The following is a 22,204-nucleotide window of genomic DNA, read 5'->3' as shown; positions in this document are numbered from 1 at the left end:
ATCGAGAAGTCGTGCCCTCCGGCCTTCTATGAAGTGAAGAACGTGCGCGCCTATGTCATCACGGAGCAAGACATCGCTGCCCAGGCATCTACAGCTGGCGGGCGCCAGGAAGGCGGCGACCATGCGTAAGCCGCACCTGAAACCCGTCGGCGCCAGCGCCGTCGTCACGGTCACCGTGGAGGTGGCGGCGGGTGGCTCGTGGGGGCCGGACTGCAGCGTCGCACAGGTGCATCGCCAGGCTGGCGAAGAAGCCGTCAACGCCGTGCGCAATGCCTTGCGCAACGCCGGATACAGCGCCCGAATGAGGGTCGTCGGCGAACCAGAAATTAAAACCGTTATCGTGGAGCGAGCATGACCACCACCCCTACCGCATCCCCTGAACTGCCGGACCTCGACCGCCTGGAAGCGCTGGCGCGCGCGGCGAATCCCGGGCCATGGACCTGGTGGACCAGTAACAGCGTGCTTCGCCTCAGTGCCGACGACGGAATCGACGGCGGCATCCTGCACGCCTACTCTCATCGTGGCCACGCCGACATCTGCTGCGGAGAAAGCGATCGCGCTTTCATCGCAGCCGCCAACCCTGCCGCCGTGCTGGCACTGATCGAACTGGCTCGCCGCGCCCAGCCAGAGGGCGAAGCGCCGCAAGCCGAGCCTCTGAGCGATGTCGAGCTTGATCGGATTGCACGATCCTACTTTTCGGAGCAGTGGGCAGTGCAGCATGCTAAAGATGCCATTCACGACGCATTCGCAGAGGCCAGCAAATCGTCCCTCGCCGCCCAGCATGCAGAGAGCGGCGAGAAAGACGAAGTCCTCCGCTTGCAGCGCCTTCTCGCGCACAAGGACGGGCAGATTGCAGCGCTGACTGCGAAGGCCGCCCAGCAAGGCGCAGCACCTGGCGCGCTGGCCGCCGAGGCCGCAAAGCTGGCGCCGATTCTGCGCGGCATGTGCGAAGGCGGCGACGTGCATGGCGACGGCGTGGACATTTACGCTGACGACTACATGGCGTGCGACGGCGATACCTACGTCGTGCGCGCTGCCGCGCTGCTGGAACAGATTGCCGCCCCTAGCGCCCCCGGCACACCGGAAGCGCCGCAGACCGCCGCAGCGCGCGACGTGCTGGCCGAGCGCTGGCGCCAGGTCGAGCAAGAGGGATGGCATCCCGATCAAGACGACGACTACGAGGACGGCCAGCTTTCGATGGCCGCCGCTTGCTACGCGATGCAGGGCAACTCGCAGAACTACGGGCCGCCAGACGACTGGCCGTGGGAACGTGCGTGGTGGAAGCCTACCGACGACCGCCGCAATTTGGTCAAGGCCGGCGCCCTGATCCTCGCCGACATCGAGCGCCTGGACCGCGCCGCCCAACTCGACGGCGGCCAGGGAGAGGCATCGTGATCGGCCCGGCAGGAACTTTCGCAGCGCCGACCGCGCGAGTGCAGACCGGCGAGTTCTTCTCGGTCGAGCAGGCCAGCCAGCATGCAGCAGCATGGTGCGCGAAGCATCCAGCATGGCTGCGGATCTGCGACTTGGGCGATATCGACAGCAATCAATTCTATGTCCAGTGGCACGAGTTGAGTGCACGTGATCGCAACGGCTGGGGTAGCGAGTATGCCTACGAAGAATTCGCGATCAGAAAGAGCAAGGTGGAAATGGGCTTCATCTCAGGAAAGGGCGAATTCTATTCCAACGTTCTGGACGTTCCACTGTTCCACAACCTGATGCAGGTGATACGCGTAGGCGTCAAGATGGCTCGCGCAATTCGACGCCAGGAAGGGAGCGAATCAAATGGCTGATACCGAACGCGAAGCATTCGAGGCGTGGAACGATTCGCTTGGGCAGGAGAGCTTCGGCATCCGGTCCGTGCCCAACTTGCCGCCGGCGGCCTGGGCCGCGTGGCAAGCCCGCGCCGCCCTTGCTTCTCGCCCTGCTGAGGTGGACGGCAAGATTCCCCGCGAGAGCAATGACGCGCTGATCGCCCTGGCGAAGTATTGGAAGCTCGACGGCGATTGGATGACTTGCAAGGGTTGCCGGCGCAGCCTGATCGCTTCGCGTGATGGCGAGGAATTGAACCATGGCGACGGCTGCAAGTTCTGGGACCAGCAGCACCCCTGGGCGCGGTTGCGCGACCTGATTGCCCGGCGGCCGACGCCAGCGGAGTGCGCGTCGTGAATCTGGACCACGTCACCCACGCGGCGCGGCGCCCGCACCTGTGCGCCAGCTGCGGCCGGACCGTGCACGTCGACGAGCGGTATGTGCGGGCGCCGGTACCGGGAGGGCCGCAGGCGAAGCGCGCGTTCCACAGCAAGTGCTATGCCGGCCTGGTCGCAGGCGCCAGCAAAAAGAATTCAGCGAAGAAGGGGTAAATACGATGGATAGAGCAAAACGCTTCCTGCGTCTGCCGGCAGTGATGGAAATGGTGGGCATGGCGCGCAGCACGATCTACAAGCGAATTAGCGCTGGGACATTTCCGGCGCCGGTTCAGCTCGGGCCGCGCGCGGTCGCCTGGGAGGAAATCGCGATCGCGAAATGGCAGGATGGATTGCAAACCGGCGTCAAAAAGTCAGCCGTTTGAGATGGGGGTACAGATGGGGGTAAAGCTGAACAGCGGACCCCTCTTCATAGGAGGAAATGGGGGTTGATGGCGGAAGCGGTGAGATTCGAACTCACGAACGGGTTCCCCCGTCGGCAGTTTTCAAGACTGCTGCCTTCAACCACTCGGCCACGCTTCCTAGCGAACCGCATTATACATAAATCATCTAGGGTGGTCAGGTTGTTCGTCTGATGAACTCATGCTGGCGACCAGGTTCCCGCCTGCGCGGGACGACGTGGTCTAGCCAGCGATGATCGAGTTGCCGCCGCTACACGCGCCTGCACCCGACTTACGTCAGCAACAACCAGTTATCCCTCAAACACCGCTCGAACTCATACGCCGGCAACGGCGCCGCATACAGATACCCCTGCACCTCGTCACACCCCGCTTCACGCAGGAAATCCAGCTGATCCAGCGTCTCCACCCCTTCCGCGATCACCCGCAAGCACAGCTGCCGCGCCATGCTGATAATGGTCCCCGCGATCGCGCAATCGCTCGCATCGCGCGGGATCCCGGTCGTAAACGACCGATCGATCTTCAAGGTCTGAATCGGGAACCGCTTCAGATACGACAAGCTCGAATACCCCGTCCCGAAATCATCGAGCGACAACGACACTCCCAGCGCCGTGATCCGGTCCATGATCGCCGTCACCCGTTCGAAGTCGTGCATCAGCGTGCTCTCGGTGATCTCCAGTTCCAGCCAGGATGGCGAAAGCTGATACCGCCGCAAGGTATCCTCCACCCGGCTCGGCAAAGACGGCGTGAACTCCCGCGCCGACACGTTCACCGCGAGCCTGAAAGGCGCAATGCCCGAGCGTTGCCAGATCGCCGCCTGCGCGCAGGCCTGCTCCAGCACCCACTCCCCCACCTGCACGATCAAGCCGGTGGTCTCGGCCAGCGGAATGAATTCCGACGGCGGCACGATGCCGCGCTGCGGATGCACCCAGCGCACCAGGGCCTCGGCGCCGACGATGCGCCCGCTGGCAATCTCGAACTTGGGCTGGTAATACAAAATGAGCTCGCCATTACCCAGCGCATGGCGCAGGCCGGACTCGATGCGCATGCGCTCCTGCATGCCCTTGTTCATGTCCTGGCTGTAGAACGCGACGCTGCGGTCCGGATTGGCCTCGGCCCGCTTGGCCCGCTCCATCGCGATATCGGCCAGTCCCAACAGGGTCTCGGCATCGTTGCCATCCTGCGGATATACGCTGATGCCGATGCTGGCCCCCACCCGCAAGTCGTGCCCGCCGATATAGAACGGCGCGTCGAGCGACGCCTGCAGCTTCTGCGCCACCGTGGTGGCCTCGAAGTGCTGGCGAATATCCGACAGCCCCACCGCGTATTCGTCGCCCGACAGGCGCGCCACCACATCCTCATCGCGCAGCGCGTCCTTGAAGCGCTGCCCCACCTGGCGCAGCAGCTCGTCGCCGATGCGCCGGCCCAGGGTGTCGTTGATGCGCTTGAAACGGTTCAGGTCGACGAACATCACGCAGCCGCCAAGGTCGTTGCGTTGCGAGCCCATGAGGGCCTGGTCGACCAGGCGCGCGAACAGCGTGCGGTTCGGCAGGCCGGTCAATTCGTCGTAATAGGCCAGGTGATGCAGTTGCTCCTCGGCCTGCTTGCGCTCGGTGATGTCGGTCAGGTAGGCGATCAGGCCGGTCGGCCGGTCGGCCAGGTCGCGCAGCGGCGACAGCGACAGGCTGGCCCAGAACACCTCGCCCGATTTTTTGCGGCGCCGCACTTCCATCATGCGTCCGCCATGCTCCGCGAACAGGTCGGGCTGCGTGTCGGCGTCGTCGTCCTCGTCGGCGTACAGGAACAGGATGTTGCGCCCGATCGCTTCCAGCGCGGTGTAGCCGAACAGCGCCTCGGCGCCGCGATTCCAGCTCGTGATGTAGCCCATCTGGTCCATCGTCAGCACCGACTCATGGATCTGGTCCAGGATCTGCGACTGGTGCGCCAGTTGCGCCTCCATCTGCACATAGGCATGCGTGGAGCGCTGCGCCAGCGCATGCATCTGCATCAGGCTGGCCGTCAGGTGCGCCAGCGCCGCCAGCTTGCGCTCGGTGTCCAAGCTGTAGGCATCGCCGCCACTCACCTCGTACCAGCCGAACTGCTCGATGCCGGCCGCCACCGCGTAGCGCAGGATGCGCGCGCCCGGCTGGTTCGGATCAATCAGGCCGGCGCCGGGCACGAAGCGTCCATCGGGACTGGTGGTCAGCAGCGCGGCCAGCCGTCCCAGTTCCTGGTGCAGGGCTTCGCCGCGCAGGCGCAGGATGGCGTCGTAGACGGCGGTCGTGCCGCCAAGGAAGTCGAAGGAATCCAGTTCACGCAGGTCAGACATTCCGGACCACCTGGATCGCCCAGTGATACGCCTGCAGCTGACTGGCCCACCAGTCGGCCGGGCTCACCCCTGTCGCTTCCAGCGCCGCTTCATCCGGCTGCACCTCGGTCAGCCGCAGCCAGGCGCCGAGCTGGCCGCTGCGCGCGGACAGGGCGCCGGCCACTTCGTCCGGCAGGTACAGCTCGTCCAGGATCGCGCCCATCGGCATGTGCAGCAGATGGTCGAGCAGCGAGAACACGCCGGTCATGAAGGCCAGGTCTTGCGTATCGCGGTCGTCGCCCGCCAGCCGGCTCAGGGATTCCAGTTGCGCCGCGCGGCGCGCGGCCAGCGGCAGCAGCAGGTTCGGCAAGCCGTCCGGCTGCTGGCGCGCGTACAGCAGCAGCAGCAGCCAGCGCTGCAGTTGGCGCCGGCCGAGCACCGTGATCGCATGGGCAAAGCTCGTGATCCGTGTGCTGACCGTAAAGGCGGCCGAGTTGACCAGTTTGAGCAGGTGATATGCGAGCGTCGGGTCCTGCCTGATCTGGTGTTCGAGCTCGTGCGATTCGGCGTCGCGCGCCAGGAGCCCCAGCAGCGTCAGGATGCGGCGGCGCGAACTGCCGTCGTCGTCCGGCGCTGGCGCCGCATCGGGGTCGTAGGGGTAGTCGCCGCTGAACCAGTCGAAGCCCGCGTTCTCGCACTCGGAAAAACGGCGCGCGCTGTCGACACCGTGCGCCAGGTGCGGCCCGAACAGGGACACCAGGCGCCCCGGCGGCAGCGCTGCGTCACGATGAGTGCGACAATCGCGCGCCACGGCGCGCAGCGCAGGCGGCGCCTTCGCGCCTTCGGGCACGTCGCCATCGAGCCAGATCCGGTAACCATACGCGTGCAGCTCGGCCAGCTGGCGGGCGGCGTCGCTGGCATCCAGCGCGGCGGCCTGGATCACCAGGCCGACCCGGTTGGCCGGCAACAGCGCCAGTACCGGCGCCGTCAGCGCGGCCGGGCTGTCCAGGTGCAGCAGGCAGTCGAGTGGCGCGATCGCCGTCAGCAGGTCGGAACCGGCGAACACCGCCTGCAGGCGGTTCGGCAGATCGGCGCCAGGGGGCAGCCGCAGGCTGAGCGCCACCCACTCGTTCTGCGCGTTGGCAACAGGGTCGATTGCTACCTGCGGAAAATGTCCCTGCTCGGCCATAAGATGTTTCTGAATAATATTCAGTCAATCTTATTGCACCGAATACTTTAAAGCAACAGCAATGCTTCCGAGTGGAGACCTGGAGTTGACTTTCAGTTACAGACTCAGTTCCCCGCAGCGCGCTGCACCGCGAAACGGATCAGTTCGGCCTGGCCTTCGATGCCGAGTTTGCGCTTGATATTCAGGCGATGGGTCTCGACCGTGCGCACCGACAGATCGAGGTCGCGCGCGATCTGCTTGTTCGACTGGCCGGCCGCGATATGCTTGAGAACTTCCTGCTCGCGCGCCGTCAACTGGTCGCTCGGCGCGGCCGGGTTGGCCAGCTGGCGCGCCAGCGCCGCGCTGTAGTAGATGCCGCCGCCCATCACGGTTTCGATGGCCAGCACGATATCCTTGCCCGGCGCGTCCTTCAGCACGTAGCCGCGCGCGCCGGCCGCCATGGCCTGGCTCACGTATTCCGGCTTGTCGTGCATCGACAGCATCAACACCGCGATGCCCGGGTAGCGCGCGGTGAGCTGGAACGTGGCCTCGATGCCGCTCCCGCCGCGCATGTTCACGTCCATCAGCACCAGGTCGGGGTGGAATTCGCCGGCGCGCGCCAGCGCTTCCTCGCCCGAGCCGGCTTCGGCCACCACGGTCAGGTGGGGCGACGACTCCAGCCGCGCACGCAGGCCGTCGCGCACCAGCGGGTGGTCGTCCACCAACAGGATCTTCACTTCATTTACTTCGTTCACGTCGCCAATCACTGCCCTGCTCCTTCAAATCGATGCTGGCCACCACCCGGGTGCCAGTGGAAGACGACACGATGGCGAACCGCCCGCCGATCGCCTCCATGCGCTCCATCATATTCCTTAGCCCGATCCCACGCTTCGGGTGCACGGCAACACTGTCAGCGTCGAAGCCGACGCCGTCGTCGTCGATGCTCAGGCTGACCAGGTCGCCCACCCGCTCGAGCACCATGTCGATGTGGCGCGCCTGGGCGTGGCGCTCGACATTGGTCAGTGCCTCCTGCGCGATGCGGAACAACACGGTGCCCACGATCTCGGGCAGCGCATCCACCGCCCCCGCCGCGCGAAAGCGCACCGGGGCGCCCGCGTGCTCGCCGAACTCGCTGGCCAGGTGGTCCAGCGCCGGCGCCAGGCCCATGTCGTCGAGCAGGGTCGGACGCAGGTCGTGCGAGATGCGGCGCACCTCGCCCAGCAGCGTCTTGACTTGCTCGACGGTGCGCTCCAGGCCCGCGCGGCCCTGCTCGCGCCGTGCGGCGTCGCCGTCGATGCGGATGATGCCGGCCTCCAGCTGCAGCTTGACCGATACCAGCGCCTGGCTGATCCCGTCATGCAGGTCGCGCGACAGGCGCGCCCGCTCTTCTTCCTGCGACTCCACCACGCGCTGGGCCAGCGCCTTCAGCTTGGCGTCGGCGACGCGGCCTTCGCTGATGTTCAGCGCCAGGCCGCCGCCGGCCACGCCCACCGCCGCCACCGTGGCCAGCATCGCCATCCACAGCAGCGTCTCTTCGATATTGCGCGACTGCTGGGCGTCGACCAGCGCCAGCGCCGCCTCGACGTCGTCGAGGTAGATGCCGGTACCCATCACCCAGTTCCAGTGCGCGATCGGCACCACGTAGCCCAGCTTGGGGGCGGGCCGGTTGCTCGACGGCTTGGCCCAGGTGTAGCGCAGGAAACCGCCGCCCTGGCTGGCCAGCGCGATCAGGCGCTGGATCGTCGGCGCACCGGTCGAGTCGCGCCACTCCCACATATCGGTGCCGACCAGCTCGGGCTGGCGCGGGTGCATCAGGTTCTTGCCCCGGTCGTCGTAGACGAAGAAGTAGCCGTCGTCGCCGTAGCTCAGGCTCGACAGGATGCGGATGGCCTCGCGCTGGGTGGGAGCATCGCTGTCGCCGGTGCGGGCCAGGTGGGCGATCGAGCGCGTCGCCAGTTCGACGTAGTGGCGCAGCTCGGCCTCCTTGCTCGCCAGGTAGGCGCGCTGGATCGTGGCGCGCTGCTCGGCCGCCAGGGTCACCGCCTGCTGGCGCACGTAGAGCGCGATCGCGCACAGCGCCACGATCAAAGGCGCGACGGCCAGCACGATCACTTTTTGCCTCAGCCGCATAAGCCTTTTCGCATGGTTCGATTCGAGGCCTGCATTCTACGTCCGATGAAAGCGATGCGACTACGTAGGACTACGTAGGCGCTGCGTAATCTTGCGCTTGCGGTACTGACAATAGTGCAAGATACTCAAGCGCATGCTGTAAATAATTGGCGTCGGCACGTACCGACCCGCAAGCATCAATCCACTTCGGAGGAGTCACCCATGAAACGTCTCTCGAGCATGCTCGGATGGATCGCCTTGTCCATCCTGGGCGCGTTCTCGCTCGGCTACATCGCGCTCAAGCGCGGTGAAACCATCAATGCGATCTGGATCGTCGCGGCCGCCGGCTGCGTCTACCTGATCGCCTACCGCTTCTATTCGCTGTTCATCGCCACCAAGGTGATGGGGCTCGACCCCACGCGCCAGACCCCGGCCTACAAATACAACGATGGCCTCGACTATGTGCCGACCAATAAGAACGTCCTGTTCGGCCACCACTTCGCCGCCATTGCCGGCGCCGGCCCGCTGGTCGGCCCCGTGCTGGCGGCCCAGATGGGCTACCTGCCCGGCATGATGTGGATCCTGGCCGGCGTCGTGTTCGCCGGCGCGGTGCAGGACTTCATGGTGCTGTTCATGTCCACCCGCCGCGACGGCCGTTCGCTCGGCGACCTGATCAAGTCCGAGATGGGCGAGATCCCGGGCATGATCGCGCTGCTCGGCACCTTCATGATCATGGTCATCATCCTGGCGGTGCTGGCACTGATCGTCGTGAAGGCCCTTACCGGTTCGCCATGGGGCACCTTCACCGTGATGGCGACGATCCCGATCGCGCTGTTCATGGGCGTCTACTCGCGCTATGTGCGCGTGGGCCGCATCGGCGAGATTTCCCTGATCGGTTTCGTCCTGCTGATGCTGGCCATTATCGGCGGCCAGTGGGTCCACGATTCGCCGACCTGGGGCCCGATGTTCACCTTCACCGGCACCGAGCTGACCTGGATGCTGATCGGCTATGGTTTCGTCGCCGCCGTGATCCCCGTGTGGCTGCTGCTGGCGCCGCGCGACTACCTGTCCACCTTCCTCAAGATCGGCACCATCCTTGCGCTGGCCATCGGCATCATCATCGTGGCGCCAGACCTGCGCATGCCGGCCGTGACCAAGTTCATCGACGGCACCGGTCCGGTGTGGTCGGGCAGCCTGTTCCCCTTCCTGTTCATCACCATCGCCTGCGGCGCCGTGTCCGGCTTCCACGCGCTGATCTCGTCGGGCACCACGCCCAAGATGCTGGAGAACGAAACGCAGGCGCGCTTCATCGGCTATGGCGGCATGCTGATGGAATCGTTCGTCGCCATCATGGCGCTGATCGCCGCGTCGACCATCGACCCGGGCATCTACTTTGCCATGAACAGCCCGGGTGCGCTGCTCGGCACTACCGCGCAATCGGCGGCGCAGGCCGTATCGCAGATGGGCTTCGTGATTACCCCGGAGGCGCTCGAGCAGATGGCGCGTAATGTCGGCGAGCACACCATCATCTCGCGCGCCGGCGGCGCCCCGACCCTGGCGGTCGGCATGGCCGACATCCTGTCCAACGTCGTGGGCGGTCCGGCCATGATGGCCTTCTGGTATCACTTCGCGATCCTGTTCGAGGCGCTGTTCATCCTGACGGCGGTGGATGCGGGTACCCGCGCCGGCCGCTTCATGCTGCAAGACCTGCTGGGCGCCTTCGCCCCATCGCTCAAGCGCACCGACTCGTTGCCGGCCAACCTGCTGGCCACCGGCCTGTGCGTCGCGGCCTGGGGCTACTTCCTGTACCAGGGCGTGGTCGATCCGCTGGGCGGCATCAACACCCTGTGGCCGCTGTTCGGCATCGCCAACCAGATGCTGGCCGGTATCGCGCTGATGCTGGGCACCTGCGTGCTGTTCAAGATGAAGCGCGGCAAATATGCCTGGGTCACCGCGGCACCGACCCTGTGGCTGCTGGCCTGCACGCTGACCGCCGGCTGGCAGAAGATCTTCCACGCCGATCCGCGCATCGGCTTCGTCGCGCACGCCAACAAATACCAGGCGGCGCACGACGCGGGCGAGATCCTGGCGCCGGCCAAGTCGATCCTCGACATGGAGCGCATCATCTTCAACGACTACGTCAACGCCAGCCTGGCCGGCTTCTTCATCTTCGTCGTGCTGGCGGTGCTGTTCTACGGCGTACGCACGGTCATGGATGCGCGCCGCGCGAATGCGCCGACCGCGAAGGAGTCGGCCTACGTCGCCATGCCGACGCCGCAGGTGCAGTGATGTTCGGCTCCCTGAAACAGGCCGGCAACTACCTCGGGCAAAGCCTGCGGCTGATGGTCGGCCTGCCCGAGTACGACACCTACCTGGCGCATATGGAACGTACCCACCCCGACCAGGCGCCGATGACGTACGAGGAATTCTTCCGCGAGCGCCAGGAAGCAAGGTATGGGGGAAACCGGGCGTCGTGCTGCTGACAGGCGGCGCGAATGCTTGAACGAGGGGGCGCTGCGGCGCCCCTTCCTTTTTCTCTACCGCAGTTGGCCTCGGCGAGCGCGCATGGCGTCGCCAGGGCGTCGATCTTGCGCATGCAAATTGCGACACGGAATTGTTCCTTTGCCATATTTGCGCATTCGCAACACTTCCTCCTCCCCTAGTGCGTATATTTTTTTCCTACGGGCTTTTGCCCCCTAGGAGGATCTGCACCGTTGCCGGATCCGCTGCGCTGTGCCGTTTGCGGGAACCACGATGCACAATTTCGAGCGCTCGAGCCTGAACCGGAAGCTGAACACCATCTCGCTGCTCTCGACGGCGACCGCGCTGCTGTTCGTCTTCGGGGCTTTCGCCATCACTTCCCTCATCCATCAGCGCCAGGCCGAAAGCCTGCAACTGGCCGCCTTCGCGCGCGTGATCGGCGCGGCCAGCAGCGTCGACCTGATGCTGGTCGACCGGCGCCAGGCCAATGCCACCCTGGCCGCACTCGAAGCCCGGCAAGCGGTGTCGGCGGCGGTGCTGTACGACCGCTTCGGCCGCACGCTGGCCGAGTACCGCACGCCGTCACGCATCGGCGCCGACCTGGCGGCGCCGAGCGATCTCGATGCCAACACCCTGGACGCCGCCAATCGCGCCGGCCACGCGCTGCTGTCGCGCCATCTGCGCGTGGTGCAGGAGGTGCGCCACGGCGAGCTGGCCGTCGGCGCGATGATGATCGAGGCCGACCTGCTGCCGATGTGGCTCGACATCCTGGGCAGCCTCGCCGTGATCGCACTAGCGATGGGCGCGGCGCTGCTGGTGTCGCTGGGGCTGGCCCGGCCCCTCAAGCGCAGCATCGCCGAGCCGATCGCCAAGTTGATCCAGGCCGCGCAAAAGGTGTCGGTCAGCCAGAACTACGCCCTGCGCGTGCCGCACACGCGCAGCGACGAACTGGGCGTGCTGATCGACAGTTTCAATACCATGCTGGCCCAGATCGAGGACCGCGGCACGGCCCTGCTGCACCACCGCGACGAGCTCGAACGCCAGGTCGGCGTGCGCACCGAGCAGCTGGAAAAGGCCAAGAACGCGGCCGAGGCGGCCAGCCGCGCCAAGAGCGGCTTCCTGGCCACCATGAGCCACGAGATCCGCACACCCATGAACGGGGTGCTGGGCATGACCGACATGCTGCTCGCCACCGAACTGACCGAGGCCCAGCGCAACTACACGCAACTGGTCAAGCGCTCGGGCGAGCACCTGCTGGTGATCATCAACGACATCCTGGATTTCTCGAAGATCGAGGCGGGCAAGCTGACCATCGAGTACATCAACTTCAATCTGTGGGACCTGCTGGACGACATCCACAACGTCTATACCCCGCAGGCCGCGGCCAAGGGCCTGGGCTGCGACTTCGACATCGCCAACGACATCCCGGTCGCGATCTGCGGCGATCCGAATCGCCTGCGCCAGATCATGGCCAACCTGATCGGCAACGCGATCAAGTTCACGCTCGATGGCCGCATCATGGCGCGGGTCCGGGTGGCCGGCGAGGATGCGCAGCGGGTCGCGCTGCGCTTCGAGGTGCACGACACCGGCATCGGCATCTCGCGCGACGCGCGCGCGCGCATCTTCAACGCCTTTTCGCAGGCCGACGATTCCACCACCCGCAAGTATGGCGGCACCGGCCTGGGGCTGGCTATCTCGAAGCAGCTGGTGGAACTCATGAAGGGCACGATCGGCGTCGAGAACGCGCCCGGCCAGGGTTCGATCTTCTGGTTCACGGTCGGCTTCGACAAGCGCCGCGTCGATCCCGACGCGCCGGGCCACCGCCAGCACACTCTCGAAGGCTTGCGGGTGCTGGTGGTGGACGAGCAGGACGCGAGCCGCGCCGAACTGGTGCAGCAGCTGGAAACCTGGCGCGCCTCATGCGAAGGCGTGGCCAGCGCCGCTGCCGCCTACGAACACCTGGTGAGCGCCGCGCGCGCCGGGCGCGCCTATGACGCCGCGGTGCTGAACATGGAACTGACCCAGACCAGCGGCCTGGCGCTCGCGGCCTCGGTGCGCGCCGAACCGGTGGCGCGCTCCACCCACATCGTGTTGCTCAGTCCCGAACGGCTGGCGGCCGACCCGGTCCAGCGGCGCGAGGCCGGCGTGGCCTACCAACTGGTCAAGCCGGCGCGCGCGGCCGACCTGTATGCCTGCCTGACGGCGCGGGCGGGGCGCCTGCACCATCTTGCCGCCCGCCCGGCCAGCGCGCAGGGATTGGCGCCAGCGCCCGACGCGTCGCGCGCGCGGCTGGCGGCGCGCCGGCACCCGGTGCGGCGCGCCCGGCGCGTGTTGCTGGCCGAGGACAATCCGGTCAACGTCGAAGTGGCGCGCGCGATGCTCGAAAGCCTGGGCCTGGAAACCCATTGCGCGCGCAACGGCCAGGAAGCCTTGCATGCGGTACAGGAAGGCGGCTGGGATGCGGTGCTGATGGATTGCCAGATGCCGGTGATGGACGGCTTCGCGGCCACCGGCGAGATCCGCCGCCACGAGCGCGAGGCGGGCCGCGCGCGCACCCTGCCCGTGATCGCCATCACCGCCAATGCGCTGCAGGGCGACCGCGAAGCCTGTCTCGCGGCCGGCATGGACGACTATCTCTCCAAACCCTTCACCCAGCAGCAGCTGGCGGCCGTGATCGGTCGCTGGGTGGCGTTGCCGCTGCTGGCGGGGCGCCACCACGGCGACGCGCCGGGCCACATGTTCGAGGATGGACTGGAAGCCGGGCTCGCGCCACGCCCGAGCCCGGCCCCGCCGCCCCTTCCGGCGCCGGCATCCGGCCCGCTGGACGGCCCGCTCAACCGCGCCGCCCTCGACAACATCCGCGCGCTGAGCCGCGACGCCGGCGACGACCTGGTGCAGAAAGTCATCAACGCCTATATGGGCGACACCCCACGCCACCTGCATGCGCTGCGCCAGGCGGTCAATACGGGCGACGCCGGGAACGTGCGCCGCATCGCGCACGGCCTGAAGTCGGCCAGCGCCAATATCGGCGCGGCGCGCCTGGCCGCGCTGTGCCGCGATCTCGAACAGCTCGGCCGCAACGGCCACCTCGACGGCGCCGCATTCCTGCTGGCCGACATGGAACGCGAATTCCAGTCGGTGCGCCAGTCGCTCCACGCCCTGCTTGAAAAGGAATCCTGACATGCTCTCCTCTGCCACCACCCAGCGCGGGACGGTGCTCGTCGCCGACGACGATCCCGTCATGCGCCTATTGATGCTCGAAATGCTGGCCCAGGTCGGGTTGCAGGGCATCGAGGCCGGCGACGGCCAGGAAGCAATCGAGCTGGCGCGTGCGCGGCTTCCCGACCTGATCCTGATGGACGTCGACATGCCGCGCATGGACGGCTTCACAGCCTGCGGGGTGATTCGCGGCGCCGAGAAGGACGGCGCCTGTGTGCCGATCGTCATGGTCACCGGCAGCGACGACGTCGAAGCCGTCACGCAAGCCTACGAGGCCGGCGCCACCGACTTCGTCTCGAAGCCGATCAACTGGCCGATCCTCGGCCACCGCGTGCTGTACGTGCTGCGCGCCAGCGACGCCATCGCCCGCCTGCGCATCGCCGACGCCCAGAACCGCGCCGTGCTGGAAGCCATCCCGGACACCTTCTTTCGCCTGAATGCGGACGGCTTCTATCTCGATTATGAACCCGGCCAGGAACGCCCCGGCCAGGTCTGTCCCGGACGATCTGCCGCACGCCCATTCGCGCTTGCGCGCTTCATCGGCAAGCACCTGTCCGACACGCTGCCGCCCGAGATCGCGGCGCGCATGCTGGAGCAAGTCAAGACCGTGCTGTCCACCCAGCAGGTGCGCTCGGTCGAGTATGAACTGATCGAGTGCGGCGACGTGCGGCACTTCGAGGCGCGCCTGGTCGCCACCAACCCGTCCGAAGTGCTCGGGCTGGTGCGCGATATCAGCGAACGCAAGCGCGCCGAGGAACAGATCCGGCGCCTGGCCTATTGCGACAGCCTGACCGGCATCCCGAACCGCCAGGCTTTCCTGGAGACGCTCGAGCGCGAGCTGCAACGCGCCAAGATGGGCAACAAGAAGTTCGCGGTGCTGTTCATGGACCTCGACGCCTTCAAGCGCATCAACGATACGCTGGGCCACAACGCCGGCGACCAGCTGCTCAAGATGGTGTCCGAGCGCCTGCGCGAGACCACCCGCCCGAGCGACCTGGTCTCGCGCGGCGAAGGCAGCGAGCCGCGCAGCAATGGCGCCGACAGCGCGACCAACCTGGCGCGCCTGGGCGGCGACGAATTCACGATCCTGATTCCCGACCTGGAGCGGGTCGAGCACGCGCTGAACGTCGCCACCCGGGTCAGGGAAGCGATGCGGCGGCCCTTTCTGATCGAGGGCAACGAGATCTTCGTCACCGCCAGCATCGGCATCTCGCTATTTCCCGAGGACGGCGACGATTGCGGCTCCTTGCTGAAATTCGCCGACACCGCGATGTACCACGCCAAGAACTGCGGCAAGAACAACGCCAAGTTGTACAGCTCTTCGCTGACCATGCAGATCATGAGCCATGTGAAGCTCGAAGTCGGCCTGCGCCGCGCGTTGCAGAACGACGAGCTGTACCTGGTCTACCAGCCGCAGCGCGACGTACGCACCTCGGAGATCGTGGGCGTCGAGGCGCTGGTGCGCTGGCGCCATCCCGAGCGCGGGCTGGTGCCGCCGACCGAATTCATCCCGCTGGCCGAGGAGACCGGCCTGATCGTCCCGATCGGCGAATGGGTGCTGCGCAGCGCCTGCCGCCAGGCGCGCGCCTGGCAGCGCCTGACGCAACGCGTGCTGCGCATCGCGGTCAATCTGTCGGCCAAGCAGTTCAAGGACGAGAACCTGTCGCAGATCGTGCTGTCGGCCCTGAACGATACCGGGCTCGAGCCGCGCCTGCTGGAACTCGAGCTGACCGAAGGCACCCTGATGGACGATGCGGGCGCCACGATGGTGACGCTGGAGCAGCTGCGCGGCATCGGCGTGCACCTGTCGATCGACGATTTCGGCACCGGGTATTCGTCGATGAACTACCTGAAGCGCTTCGACGTGCGCGCGCTGAAGATCGACCGCAGCTTCATCGCCGGCCTGCCGCAGGATTCGGAGAACGCGGCCATCACGCGCGCCATCATCGCGATGGCCCACGGGCTCAAGATGGTGGTGGTGGCCGAGGGAGTCGAAACCAATGAACAACTGCAGCTGCTCGCGGAGCTGGGCTGCGATATGGTGCAGGGCTACTACCTCGGCCATCCTTCGAGCGCCGAGAAGATCACCGGGATGCTGCACAATGCGCAGCAGGCCTTGCCGGCGAAGTAGCACGGCGGGCCCGTGACGCCGTCGGCTCGCCGCCTTCGAGCCGTCGCTTCCGCCCTCGCCGGGCGCCCGGCGCCTCAAGGCACGAAGCGCAAGGTATGCTTCACCGCCCCCGGCAGCAACGGCGTCGGCTTGCCCTCGACCCAGCCCGCGTGGTCGCGCAGGAAGAACGGCGACAGTGGATGCCCGCTCTGCCCGCCCGGCATATTGTACAAGCCTTCCTCTTCGCGGCCGGGCGACACCGTCAACCGTTCCGACTGGCCGAAATTCGGCCCGGCCACGCGCGGCATGTGGGCGTCGCCCGCCAGCGCCTGGCTCGGCGCGGCGAGCCAGGGTCGCAGCGCGGGCACGGCCATGCTGATCGGATGCGCGATATCGGCCGTGTTGCGCTTGCCCCAGGTGGCCTCGGCGAGCGGCGTGCCGGCGTCCTGCAGCGCCGCGATGGCGCGATCCACCGCCGCCAGTTGCAGCGCGCGCCACGACGCGTGGCCGGCGGGCAGCCAGCCCTGCGGCTGCTCGTCGAGCAGGCGCGCCGCCAGCGCCGGCCAGCGGGTGCTGGCGGCGGCCGCGCTGGCCTTCGGATCGATTTCCTTCAGCGCGGCGTTGACCCGGCCGTACAGCAGGTCGTGCACGGCCCACATGAAGTCGCGCGCCAGGCGGTAGCCGACGGATTCCACACTGGCGCGCCCGCTCCAGCTGGATTCGAGCAGGCGCCGGAACTCGGCGCGCTGCGGGTGGCCTTCCAGCGCCTGCCCGTCCAGCACCTCCAGCGCCCGCTGGCGCCAGTGGCCGACCAGCATGGCGCGGTCGTCGAGGGCGCCGTCGAAGGCGCGGCGCACGTCGACCTTGCCGCCCATGGCCAGCAACCCCTCATGGAGCTGGCGGTTGCGCTGGCCGAGGTCATAGCCGCCGTCGCCCAGCAGCGCGTAAGCGCCGCCCATCAGCTGGCGGCTGTTGGCGGTCGTGAGCTGGCCATCGGCGGGGTTCACGATGCGCGGATGGTCGGCATACGGCAGCACGCCTTCCCAGGTCGACTCACCGTCATCGGGCGCGAACGGGAAAGTCGCTGCCTGCGAATCGGTGGTCCGGCGCGGCAGCAGGCCGGCGATGGTCCAGCCAATATTGCCATGCACGTCGCCGGCGACGAAGTTCTGGGCCGGGATGCCGTCGCTGGCGGCGGCGGCGAGCGCTTCATCGACAGTCGATACCGACTCCAGCTTCAGGTGGTTCATGTTCAGCGCGGCCGGATCGTGGGCCGTCCAGCGCACCGCGTAGCTGCGGCCCGCCACCGTGCGGATCGGGCCGAGCGACGTCTCGCGCACGACCATGCGCTCGGCCTCGGCGCCCTTCACGACGATCGTTTCGACGACTTCGCGCGGCGTCTCCCAGCCGCCCGGCAGGCGCACCTGACCGGGACGCGCCGGGTCACGCCGCAGCTCGACCAGGTCGAGCGAATCGGCATAGCTGTTGGTATACGCCCAGGCCACTTGCCCGTTGCTGCCGACGATGACCGACGGCGGCGCGCCGGGCAGGCTGACGCCGGCCAGGCGGCGCTGGCCGCCGGGCGCGCTCGGGTCGGGGAAGCGCAGCGCGAGGCGGTACCAGATATTCGGCAGGCGCAGGCCCAGGTGCATGTCGTCGGCCACGATGGCGGCGCCGGTGCTGCTCCGGCTGCCGGCCAGCGCGTAGTTGTTGCTGCCGACCGAGTCGGTCACGTCCAGCCCGGCCAGCTTGACCGGCGCGCCGGGTGCGGCCGGCGCCGCCCCCCACCAGGCCGGGGCCTGCGGCGGCAGGGCGCTGGGCGCCGCCGGCTTGCCCCGGTCGAGCGTCACGTCGAACGCCGTCGATTCGGGCAGCAGGAAGGCCAGTTGCGCCTCGTCGCTGTGCTCGCGCAGCCAGCCGCGCGCGAGCTCGCGCGCCTGCTGGGATCCCTGCAAGTCGATATACATGGCCCACACGACCAGCAGCGAATCGGGCGCCGTCCAGGGCCGGGGGGCGGCGCCGGTCAGCGCATATTCGAAGGGGCGCGCGCCGAGCGCGTCGAGGCCGGCGTTGACGCCCTGGGCGTAGCGCTCCAGCAGCGCCCGTTCGACTGCCGGCAGGCGCGCCAGGGTTGCATCGGCGCGGGCGCGGAAGCGGTGCAGGCGCTGGGTGCGGTCGGCCGGCAAGGCCTTCGGGCCGAACAGCTCGGCCAGCTCGCCGGCCGCGGTGCGGCGCAGCAAATCCATCTGGAAGAAGCGTTCCTGGCCGTGGACGAAGCCGGTCGCGAAGGCCACGTCCTGCCGGCTGGCGCCGCTGATCAGGGGCACGCCGGCGGCGTCGCGCTCGACCTTCACCTCGGCCGACAAACCGGCCACCCGGCGTTCGCCGTCGAGCTGGGCCAGGCTGGCGCGCAGGAACAGCCATGCGGCGAGCACCGCCAACAGCACCAGCGCCAGCAGCCCGCCTACACCGCGCAGGGTCCATGTCTTCCATCGGGACTTGCCCATCGATGCCTCCTTGTTTTGGGGGCGTATTTTGCCAGAGAATTGCCGGGACAAGCTCATGTCCTCGGTAAGCCTCGCGATTGTCCCGCGTTCGTTTGGTATCGCACGCGGTAGTGCCCGCGCTGGTGCTATGCTTGGATCATCTGCTCTGGCAGCGAAAGGAGTCATCATGCTACATACCGTCAAAGGCGCAAGGATGCCTGCCATCATGCGCATATCCGCCGCCATCGGCCTGGCCGTGCTGGCCAGCGCCTGCTCGACGCCGCAAGAGAAATCCGCGCGCGCCCAGGCCGAGATGGCGCAACTCATGAATATCTACGGCCCGGCTTGCAGCCAGCTCGGCTATGCCGCGAATACCGATCCGTGGCGCGAGTGCGTGCTGCACCTGGGTACGCGCGAAGAATTGCAGCGCGTGGGCAATGGCGCCGGCATGTATGGCGGCTGGGGTCCGCGCTATCGCGGCGGCGGCTACTGGGGTCCTTACTGGTAAGACCTTGCCGGAACATACGCGTGCTCGTCCAGCCCACGGCTGACGGGCGGGCAGTTCGGTGTCTCCGGCAGTAAATTGCAGTAGTGCATCAACAACTGGGAGAACACGGTCTCCCAAGCAAACGCCGATGCGGCCTTGCGGCGCGCATTGGCGCCAAGCAGCGCCAGGTCACGGGTGCTCGCATACCGGATCGCCTCGGCCAGACTGTCGGGGCAATTGGGCTGGGAGAGCACGCCCGTGTCGGCGTCGATCAGCTCCGCAACGGCGCCCGCCTCGGTCGCCACCACCGGCAGCCCGCACCCCATCGCCTCCAGCACGATCAGGCCGAAGGTCTCGCAATCGCCCGGATGCACCAGCAAGTCGCAACTGGCCAAGATGCGCGCCAGCGCGCGCTGGTCGCGCTGGAACGGCATGCGGCTCAGCCGCACGCCGGGTGGCACGTCGAACGCGGCATCGCCCGGCCCCACCATCAGCAGATGGTAAGCCGGGCCGAGCCTGTCCATCGCCCTGAGCAAAACGTCGAGCTTCTTGTCGGCCGTGAAGCGGCCGGCATAGACCAGCAGGCGCACGCCGGGCGCCAATCCCAGCGCGCCGCGCAGTGCGGCATCGCGCCGGCCCGGATGGAAGATACCGCAATCGATGCCAAGCGGCTGGTGCACGGCGCCCTCGATTCCCATCGCCTGCAATTGCCCGACCATCAGCCGGCTGGGCGCCAGCACCAGGTCGAACTGGCTGTACAGCTGTGCCAGGTAGCGCCGGGTGAACTGGGCGGGATATGCGCCAAAGCGGTTTTGGACCAGGCGCGGCAGGTCGGAATGGTAGAAGGCCACGGCCGGCAGGCGCAGCCGGTCGCGTGCGCGCAGCGCGGCCCAGGCGCAGTGGCCGGCGTCGCCCACTTCGACCAGGTCGGGCCGCACGACGCGCAGGCGGCGTGCGATGGCGGCCACCGACACGGGCATGCGGTAGCCGTGGAAACCCGGCAAGGCCAGGCCGGGGATGCGCAGGTGGGAGGGCGACGCACGCGCGTCGACATTGGGACTGAGGATGGTGTGCCGCGCGCGGATACGGCGCGCCAGCCAGGCCGACTTGGCGTTCAGGTAGGTACTGACACCGCCACCCTCGGTGGCATAGAACATCGTGAGGTCGACGATATGCATGGCCGGTCCGCTGAAAAAACCACCATAGCAGCCGTTGGTCTGCCGGGTTTGCGCGCACGCAGGGGTGCGCACATGACGTGGAACGCATGGACGGCACCGCCGCCCACGCTACCGAACGAGAATCAAGATCGTATCATGCGCTGCGTCGGTCGAGCATGGCGCGCGCAATCGTGCCGGCGTCGACATATTCGAGTTCGCCGCCGACCGGCACGCCGCGCGCCAGGCGGCTGACCTTCAGGCCACGCGCCTTGAGCATCTCGCTGATGTAGTGCGCGGTGGCTTCGCCCTCATTGGTGAAATTGGTTGCGAGCACTACTTCACCGACCACGCCATCGGTGGCGCGATTGACGAGTTTATCCAGGGCCAGGTCGCGCGGACCGATGCCGTCGAGCGGCGACAGTCGGCCCATCAGCACGAAATACAGGCCGCGCCAGGTCAGGGTTTGTTCGATCATGAGCTGGTCGGCCGGGGTCTCGACCACGCACAGCAGCGCGTGGTCGCGTTCCGGGTCGGCGCACAGCGCACAGATCTCGATGTCCGAGAAGGTATTGCACTTGGCGCAGTGGTGCACCGTGTCGACCGCCTGGTAGAGCGCGCGCGACAACTGCGCCGCGCCTTCGCGGTCATGCTGCAGCAGGTGGAACGCCATGCGCTGGGCCGACTTGGGGCCCACGCCGGGCAAGCGGCGCAGCGATTCGATGAGAAATTCGAGCGAGGTCGACATGATGGATGCCGCGCCGGCAGGGAGCCGGCGAAGCTGGCCTTAGTGGGTCCTTGCGTGGATCAGAAAGGCATCTTGAAGCCAGGCGGCAAGCCCGGCATGCCGGCGGTCAGGCCGCTCATCTTTTCGGCGGCGGTCGCCTCGGCCTTGCGCACGGCGTCGTTGAACGCGGCCGCGACCAGGTCTTCCAGCATGTCGCGGTCGTCGCCCAGCAGCGACGGGTCGATGGTGACGCGCTTGACGTCGTTCTTGCAGGTCATCACGACCTTCACCAGGCCGGCGCCCGACTGGCCTTCGACTTCGATCTGAGCCAGCTGCTCCTGTGCCTTTTTCATATTGTCCTGCATGGCTTGCGCCTGTTTCATCAAGCCTGCGAGCTGGTTTTTCATCATGGTGGGTTTCTCCAAAAGTCGGATGGTAAATGAGTCAAAGGCCGGTCAGGCGACCTTGACCGAGCCGGGCACGACGAACGCGTCGAAACGTCGCTCGAGCTCTTGCACGAAGGGATCGGCCGCGACGATGGATTCGGCCAGGCGCTGGCGCTCCTCGCGCGCGGCTTTCTGCTCGGCCCCGGCGGTATACCACACCGGGCCGATTTCGGACTCCACGCTCACGCGGAAGTCGGGAAAATGTTCTTGCAGCGCAGCCGCCAGTTTTTCGCTATTGCCGCTGGCGCGCAGCGTATCGACCGGCACGCGCAGCTTGAAGGTGACGGCGCGCTCGTGGGCGACGCAGGCGACCAGCTCGGTCTGCAGCGCCAGCTGCTGGGCCACGCCGCGCAGCGGCAGGCTGCCGGCGAGAAGCGGCCAGTTGCCGTCCCAGTCGATCTCGGGTACCGGCGTGACGACATAGGCGTGCGGCGGCGCGGCCGGCGCACGTACGGCGGGCGCGGCGGGCACGGGTGCGACCACGGCCGGCGCCTCGGCGGCGACGGCGGTGTCATCGGAGAATCCGGTGACCCAGGACGGCACGTCGTCTTCCAGCTGCTGCTGCGGCTGCTGCCGGGCCTGCATCGATGGTTGCGGCTGGGCCAAGGCTTGCGGCTGGCCGCCATCCCATGGCGGCGCAGCGACGGCCTGGCGCGCTTGCGGCTGGGATGGCATCGAGGCCGCCGGAGCGGAGGGGGCCGGTGGCGCCGAAGGCGGCGCTGGCGCCGCAGGCGCGCCCTGGGCCGGCGCGGCATCGGCGCCCGGACGTTTCGGCGGCGCGCGCATCCCCGAGGCGGCGCGGGCGGCTTCGAGCGCCGCATTGATCGCGGCGCGGGCCGACGTCATTGCCGGGGCGCCCGCATTGGCAGCAGATGCGGCGGCGGCCGGCGCGCCCGGCGCTGGC

General features: G+C 67.4%; 19 protein-coding genes, 1 tRNA gene and 1 pseudogene. 11 read left to right on the top strand and 10 right to left on the bottom strand.

The window, feature by feature from the left end; genetic code table 11:
- Positions 1–121: 121 nt before the first annotated feature.
- The 6 genes from AC56KW_RS25790 to AC56KW_RS25765 are packed head-to-tail and all read left to right on the top strand — an operon-like array spanning position 122 to position 2,572.
- Positions 122–355: a hypothetical protein gene (locus AC56KW_RS25790; protein WP_497173485.1), complete on the top strand. Its 234-nt coding sequence runs from the start codon at positions 122–124 to the stop codon at positions 353–355.
- Positions 352–1,395: a hypothetical protein gene (locus AC56KW_RS25785; RefSeq protein ID WP_497173484.1), complete on the top strand. Its 1,044-nt coding sequence runs from the start codon at positions 352–354 to the stop codon at positions 1,393–1,395. Before AC56KW_RS25790 ends, AC56KW_RS25785 begins: the two co-directional genes overlap by 4 nt.
- Positions 1,392–1,793: a hypothetical protein gene (locus tag AC56KW_RS25780; protein WP_497173483.1), complete on the top strand. Its 402-nt coding sequence runs from the start codon at positions 1,392–1,394 to the stop codon at positions 1,791–1,793. The genes AC56KW_RS25785 and AC56KW_RS25780 overlap by 4 nt, the downstream gene beginning before the upstream one ends.
- Complete coding sequence (locus tag AC56KW_RS25775; RefSeq protein ID WP_497173482.1) at positions 1,786–2,169, top strand: hypothetical protein; 384 nt, start codon at positions 1,786–1,788, stop codon at positions 2,167–2,169. Before AC56KW_RS25780 ends, AC56KW_RS25775 begins: the two co-directional genes overlap by 8 nt.
- Positions 2,166–2,363: a hypothetical protein gene (locus AC56KW_RS25770; RefSeq protein WP_497173481.1), complete on the top strand. Its 198-nt coding sequence runs from the start codon at positions 2,166–2,168 to the stop codon at positions 2,361–2,363. The genes AC56KW_RS25775 and AC56KW_RS25770 overlap by 4 nt, the downstream gene beginning before the upstream one ends.
- Before the next feature lie 5 nt (positions 2,364–2,368).
- Positions 2,369–2,572, top strand: coding sequence for a helix-turn-helix transcriptional regulator (locus tag AC56KW_RS25765; RefSeq protein ID WP_497173480.1), 204 nt, complete (start codon positions 2,369–2,371; stop codon positions 2,570–2,572).
- A gap of 67 nt (positions 2,573–2,639) precedes the next feature.
- Here the strand turns inward: AC56KW_RS25765 and AC56KW_RS25760 are convergent.
- From AC56KW_RS25760 to AC56KW_RS25740, 5 genes are all read right to left on the bottom strand, one after another.
- Positions 2,640–2,729, bottom strand: a tRNA-Ser gene (locus tag AC56KW_RS25760).
- Between the two features lie 150 nt (positions 2,730–2,879).
- Positions 2,880–4,934: a putative bifunctional diguanylate cyclase/phosphodiesterase gene (locus tag AC56KW_RS25755; RefSeq protein WP_497173479.1), complete on the bottom strand. Its 2,055-nt coding sequence runs from the start codon at positions 4,932–4,934 to the stop codon at positions 2,880–2,882.
- Positions 4,927–6,102 carry an HDOD domain-containing protein gene (locus AC56KW_RS25750; protein ID WP_497173478.1) on the bottom strand — a complete coding sequence of 392 codons (1,176 nt, stop codon included), beginning with the start codon at positions 6,100–6,102 and terminating at the stop codon, positions 4,927–4,929. Before AC56KW_RS25750 ends, AC56KW_RS25755 begins: the two co-directional genes overlap by 8 nt.
- Positions 6,103–6,206: 104 nt before the next feature.
- A complete protein-coding gene (locus AC56KW_RS25745) occupies positions 6,207–6,836 on the bottom strand; it encodes a response regulator transcription factor (protein WP_497173477.1) in 630 nt (209 codons plus the stop codon).
- Positions 6,820–8,211, bottom strand: coding sequence for a cache domain-containing protein (locus AC56KW_RS25740; RefSeq protein WP_497173476.1), 1,392 nt, complete (start codon positions 8,209–8,211; stop codon positions 6,820–6,822). The genes AC56KW_RS25745 and AC56KW_RS25740 overlap by 17 nt, the downstream gene beginning before the upstream one ends.
- 201 nt (positions 8,212–8,412) lie before the next feature.
- Here AC56KW_RS25740 and AC56KW_RS25735 point away from each other — a divergent pair, with 201 nt between their 5' ends.
- The 4 genes from AC56KW_RS25735 to AC56KW_RS25720 all read left to right on the top strand — a co-directional run bounded on the left by AC56KW_RS25735 (position 8,413) and on the right by AC56KW_RS25720 (position 16,021).
- Complete coding sequence (locus AC56KW_RS25735) at positions 8,413–10,479, top strand: carbon starvation CstA family protein (protein WP_497173475.1); 2,067 nt, start codon at positions 8,413–8,415, stop codon at positions 10,477–10,479.
- Positions 10,479–10,673, top strand: a complete 195-nt coding sequence (locus tag AC56KW_RS25730; protein WP_497173474.1) for a YbdD/YjiX family protein — start codon at positions 10,479–10,481, stop codon at positions 10,671–10,673. The genes AC56KW_RS25735 and AC56KW_RS25730 overlap by 1 nt, the downstream gene beginning before the upstream one ends.
- A gap of 271 nt (positions 10,674–10,944) precedes the next feature.
- Positions 10,945–13,851: a hybrid sensor histidine kinase/response regulator gene (locus tag AC56KW_RS25725; RefSeq protein WP_497173473.1), complete on the top strand. Its 2,907-nt coding sequence runs from the start codon at positions 10,945–10,947 to the stop codon at positions 13,849–13,851.
- Position 13,852: 1 nt separating this feature from the next.
- A complete protein-coding gene (locus tag AC56KW_RS25720) occupies positions 13,853–16,021 on the top strand; it encodes a putative bifunctional diguanylate cyclase/phosphodiesterase (RefSeq protein ID WP_497173472.1) in 2,169 nt (722 codons plus the stop codon).
- A gap of 74 nt (positions 16,022–16,095) precedes the next feature.
- Here AC56KW_RS25720 and AC56KW_RS25715 read toward each other — a convergent pair whose 3' ends face one another.
- A complete protein-coding gene (locus AC56KW_RS25715; protein WP_497173471.1) occupies positions 16,096–18,507 on the bottom strand; it encodes a penicillin acylase family protein in 2,412 nt (803 codons plus the stop codon).
- 166 nt (positions 18,508–18,673) lie between these two features.
- Between AC56KW_RS25715 and AC56KW_RS25710 the strand changes: the two genes are divergently transcribed.
- Positions 18,674–18,994: a hypothetical protein gene (locus AC56KW_RS25710; RefSeq protein ID WP_497173470.1), complete on the top strand. Its 321-nt coding sequence runs from the start codon at positions 18,674–18,676 to the stop codon at positions 18,992–18,994.
- Here the strand turns inward: AC56KW_RS25710 and AC56KW_RS25705 are convergent.
- From AC56KW_RS25705 to AC56KW_RS25690, 4 genes and pseudogenes are all read right to left on the bottom strand, one after another.
- The gene (locus AC56KW_RS25705; RefSeq protein WP_497173469.1) at positions 18,985–20,151 is read right to left on the bottom strand and encodes a glycosyltransferase; all 1,167 of its coding nucleotides are present in this window, start codon (positions 20,149–20,151) and stop codon (positions 18,985–18,987) included. The two genes, AC56KW_RS25710 and AC56KW_RS25705, sit on opposite strands and share 10 nt — an antisense overlap.
- Before the next feature lie 133 nt (positions 20,152–20,284).
- Entirely contained in the window at positions 20,285–20,875 is a 591-nt protein-coding gene (recR, locus tag AC56KW_RS25700) for a recombination mediator RecR (RefSeq protein WP_497173468.1), read from the bottom strand.
- A gap of 59 nt (positions 20,876–20,934) precedes the next feature.
- Positions 20,935–21,264 (bottom strand): YbaB/EbfC family nucleoid-associated protein, encoded by a 330-nt coding sequence (locus AC56KW_RS25695; protein ID WP_005671283.1) that lies wholly within the window; start codon positions 21,262–21,264, stop codon positions 20,935–20,937.
- Between the two features lie 45 nt (positions 21,265–21,309).
- Positions 21,310–22,204 (bottom strand): annotated as a pseudogene (locus AC56KW_RS25690) (DNA polymerase III subunit gamma/tau); the annotation flags it as partial.

This window comes from Telluria sp. RT2P19 (assembly GCF_059685725.1).
This window is presented reverse-complemented; position numbering and strand designations above follow the sequence as displayed.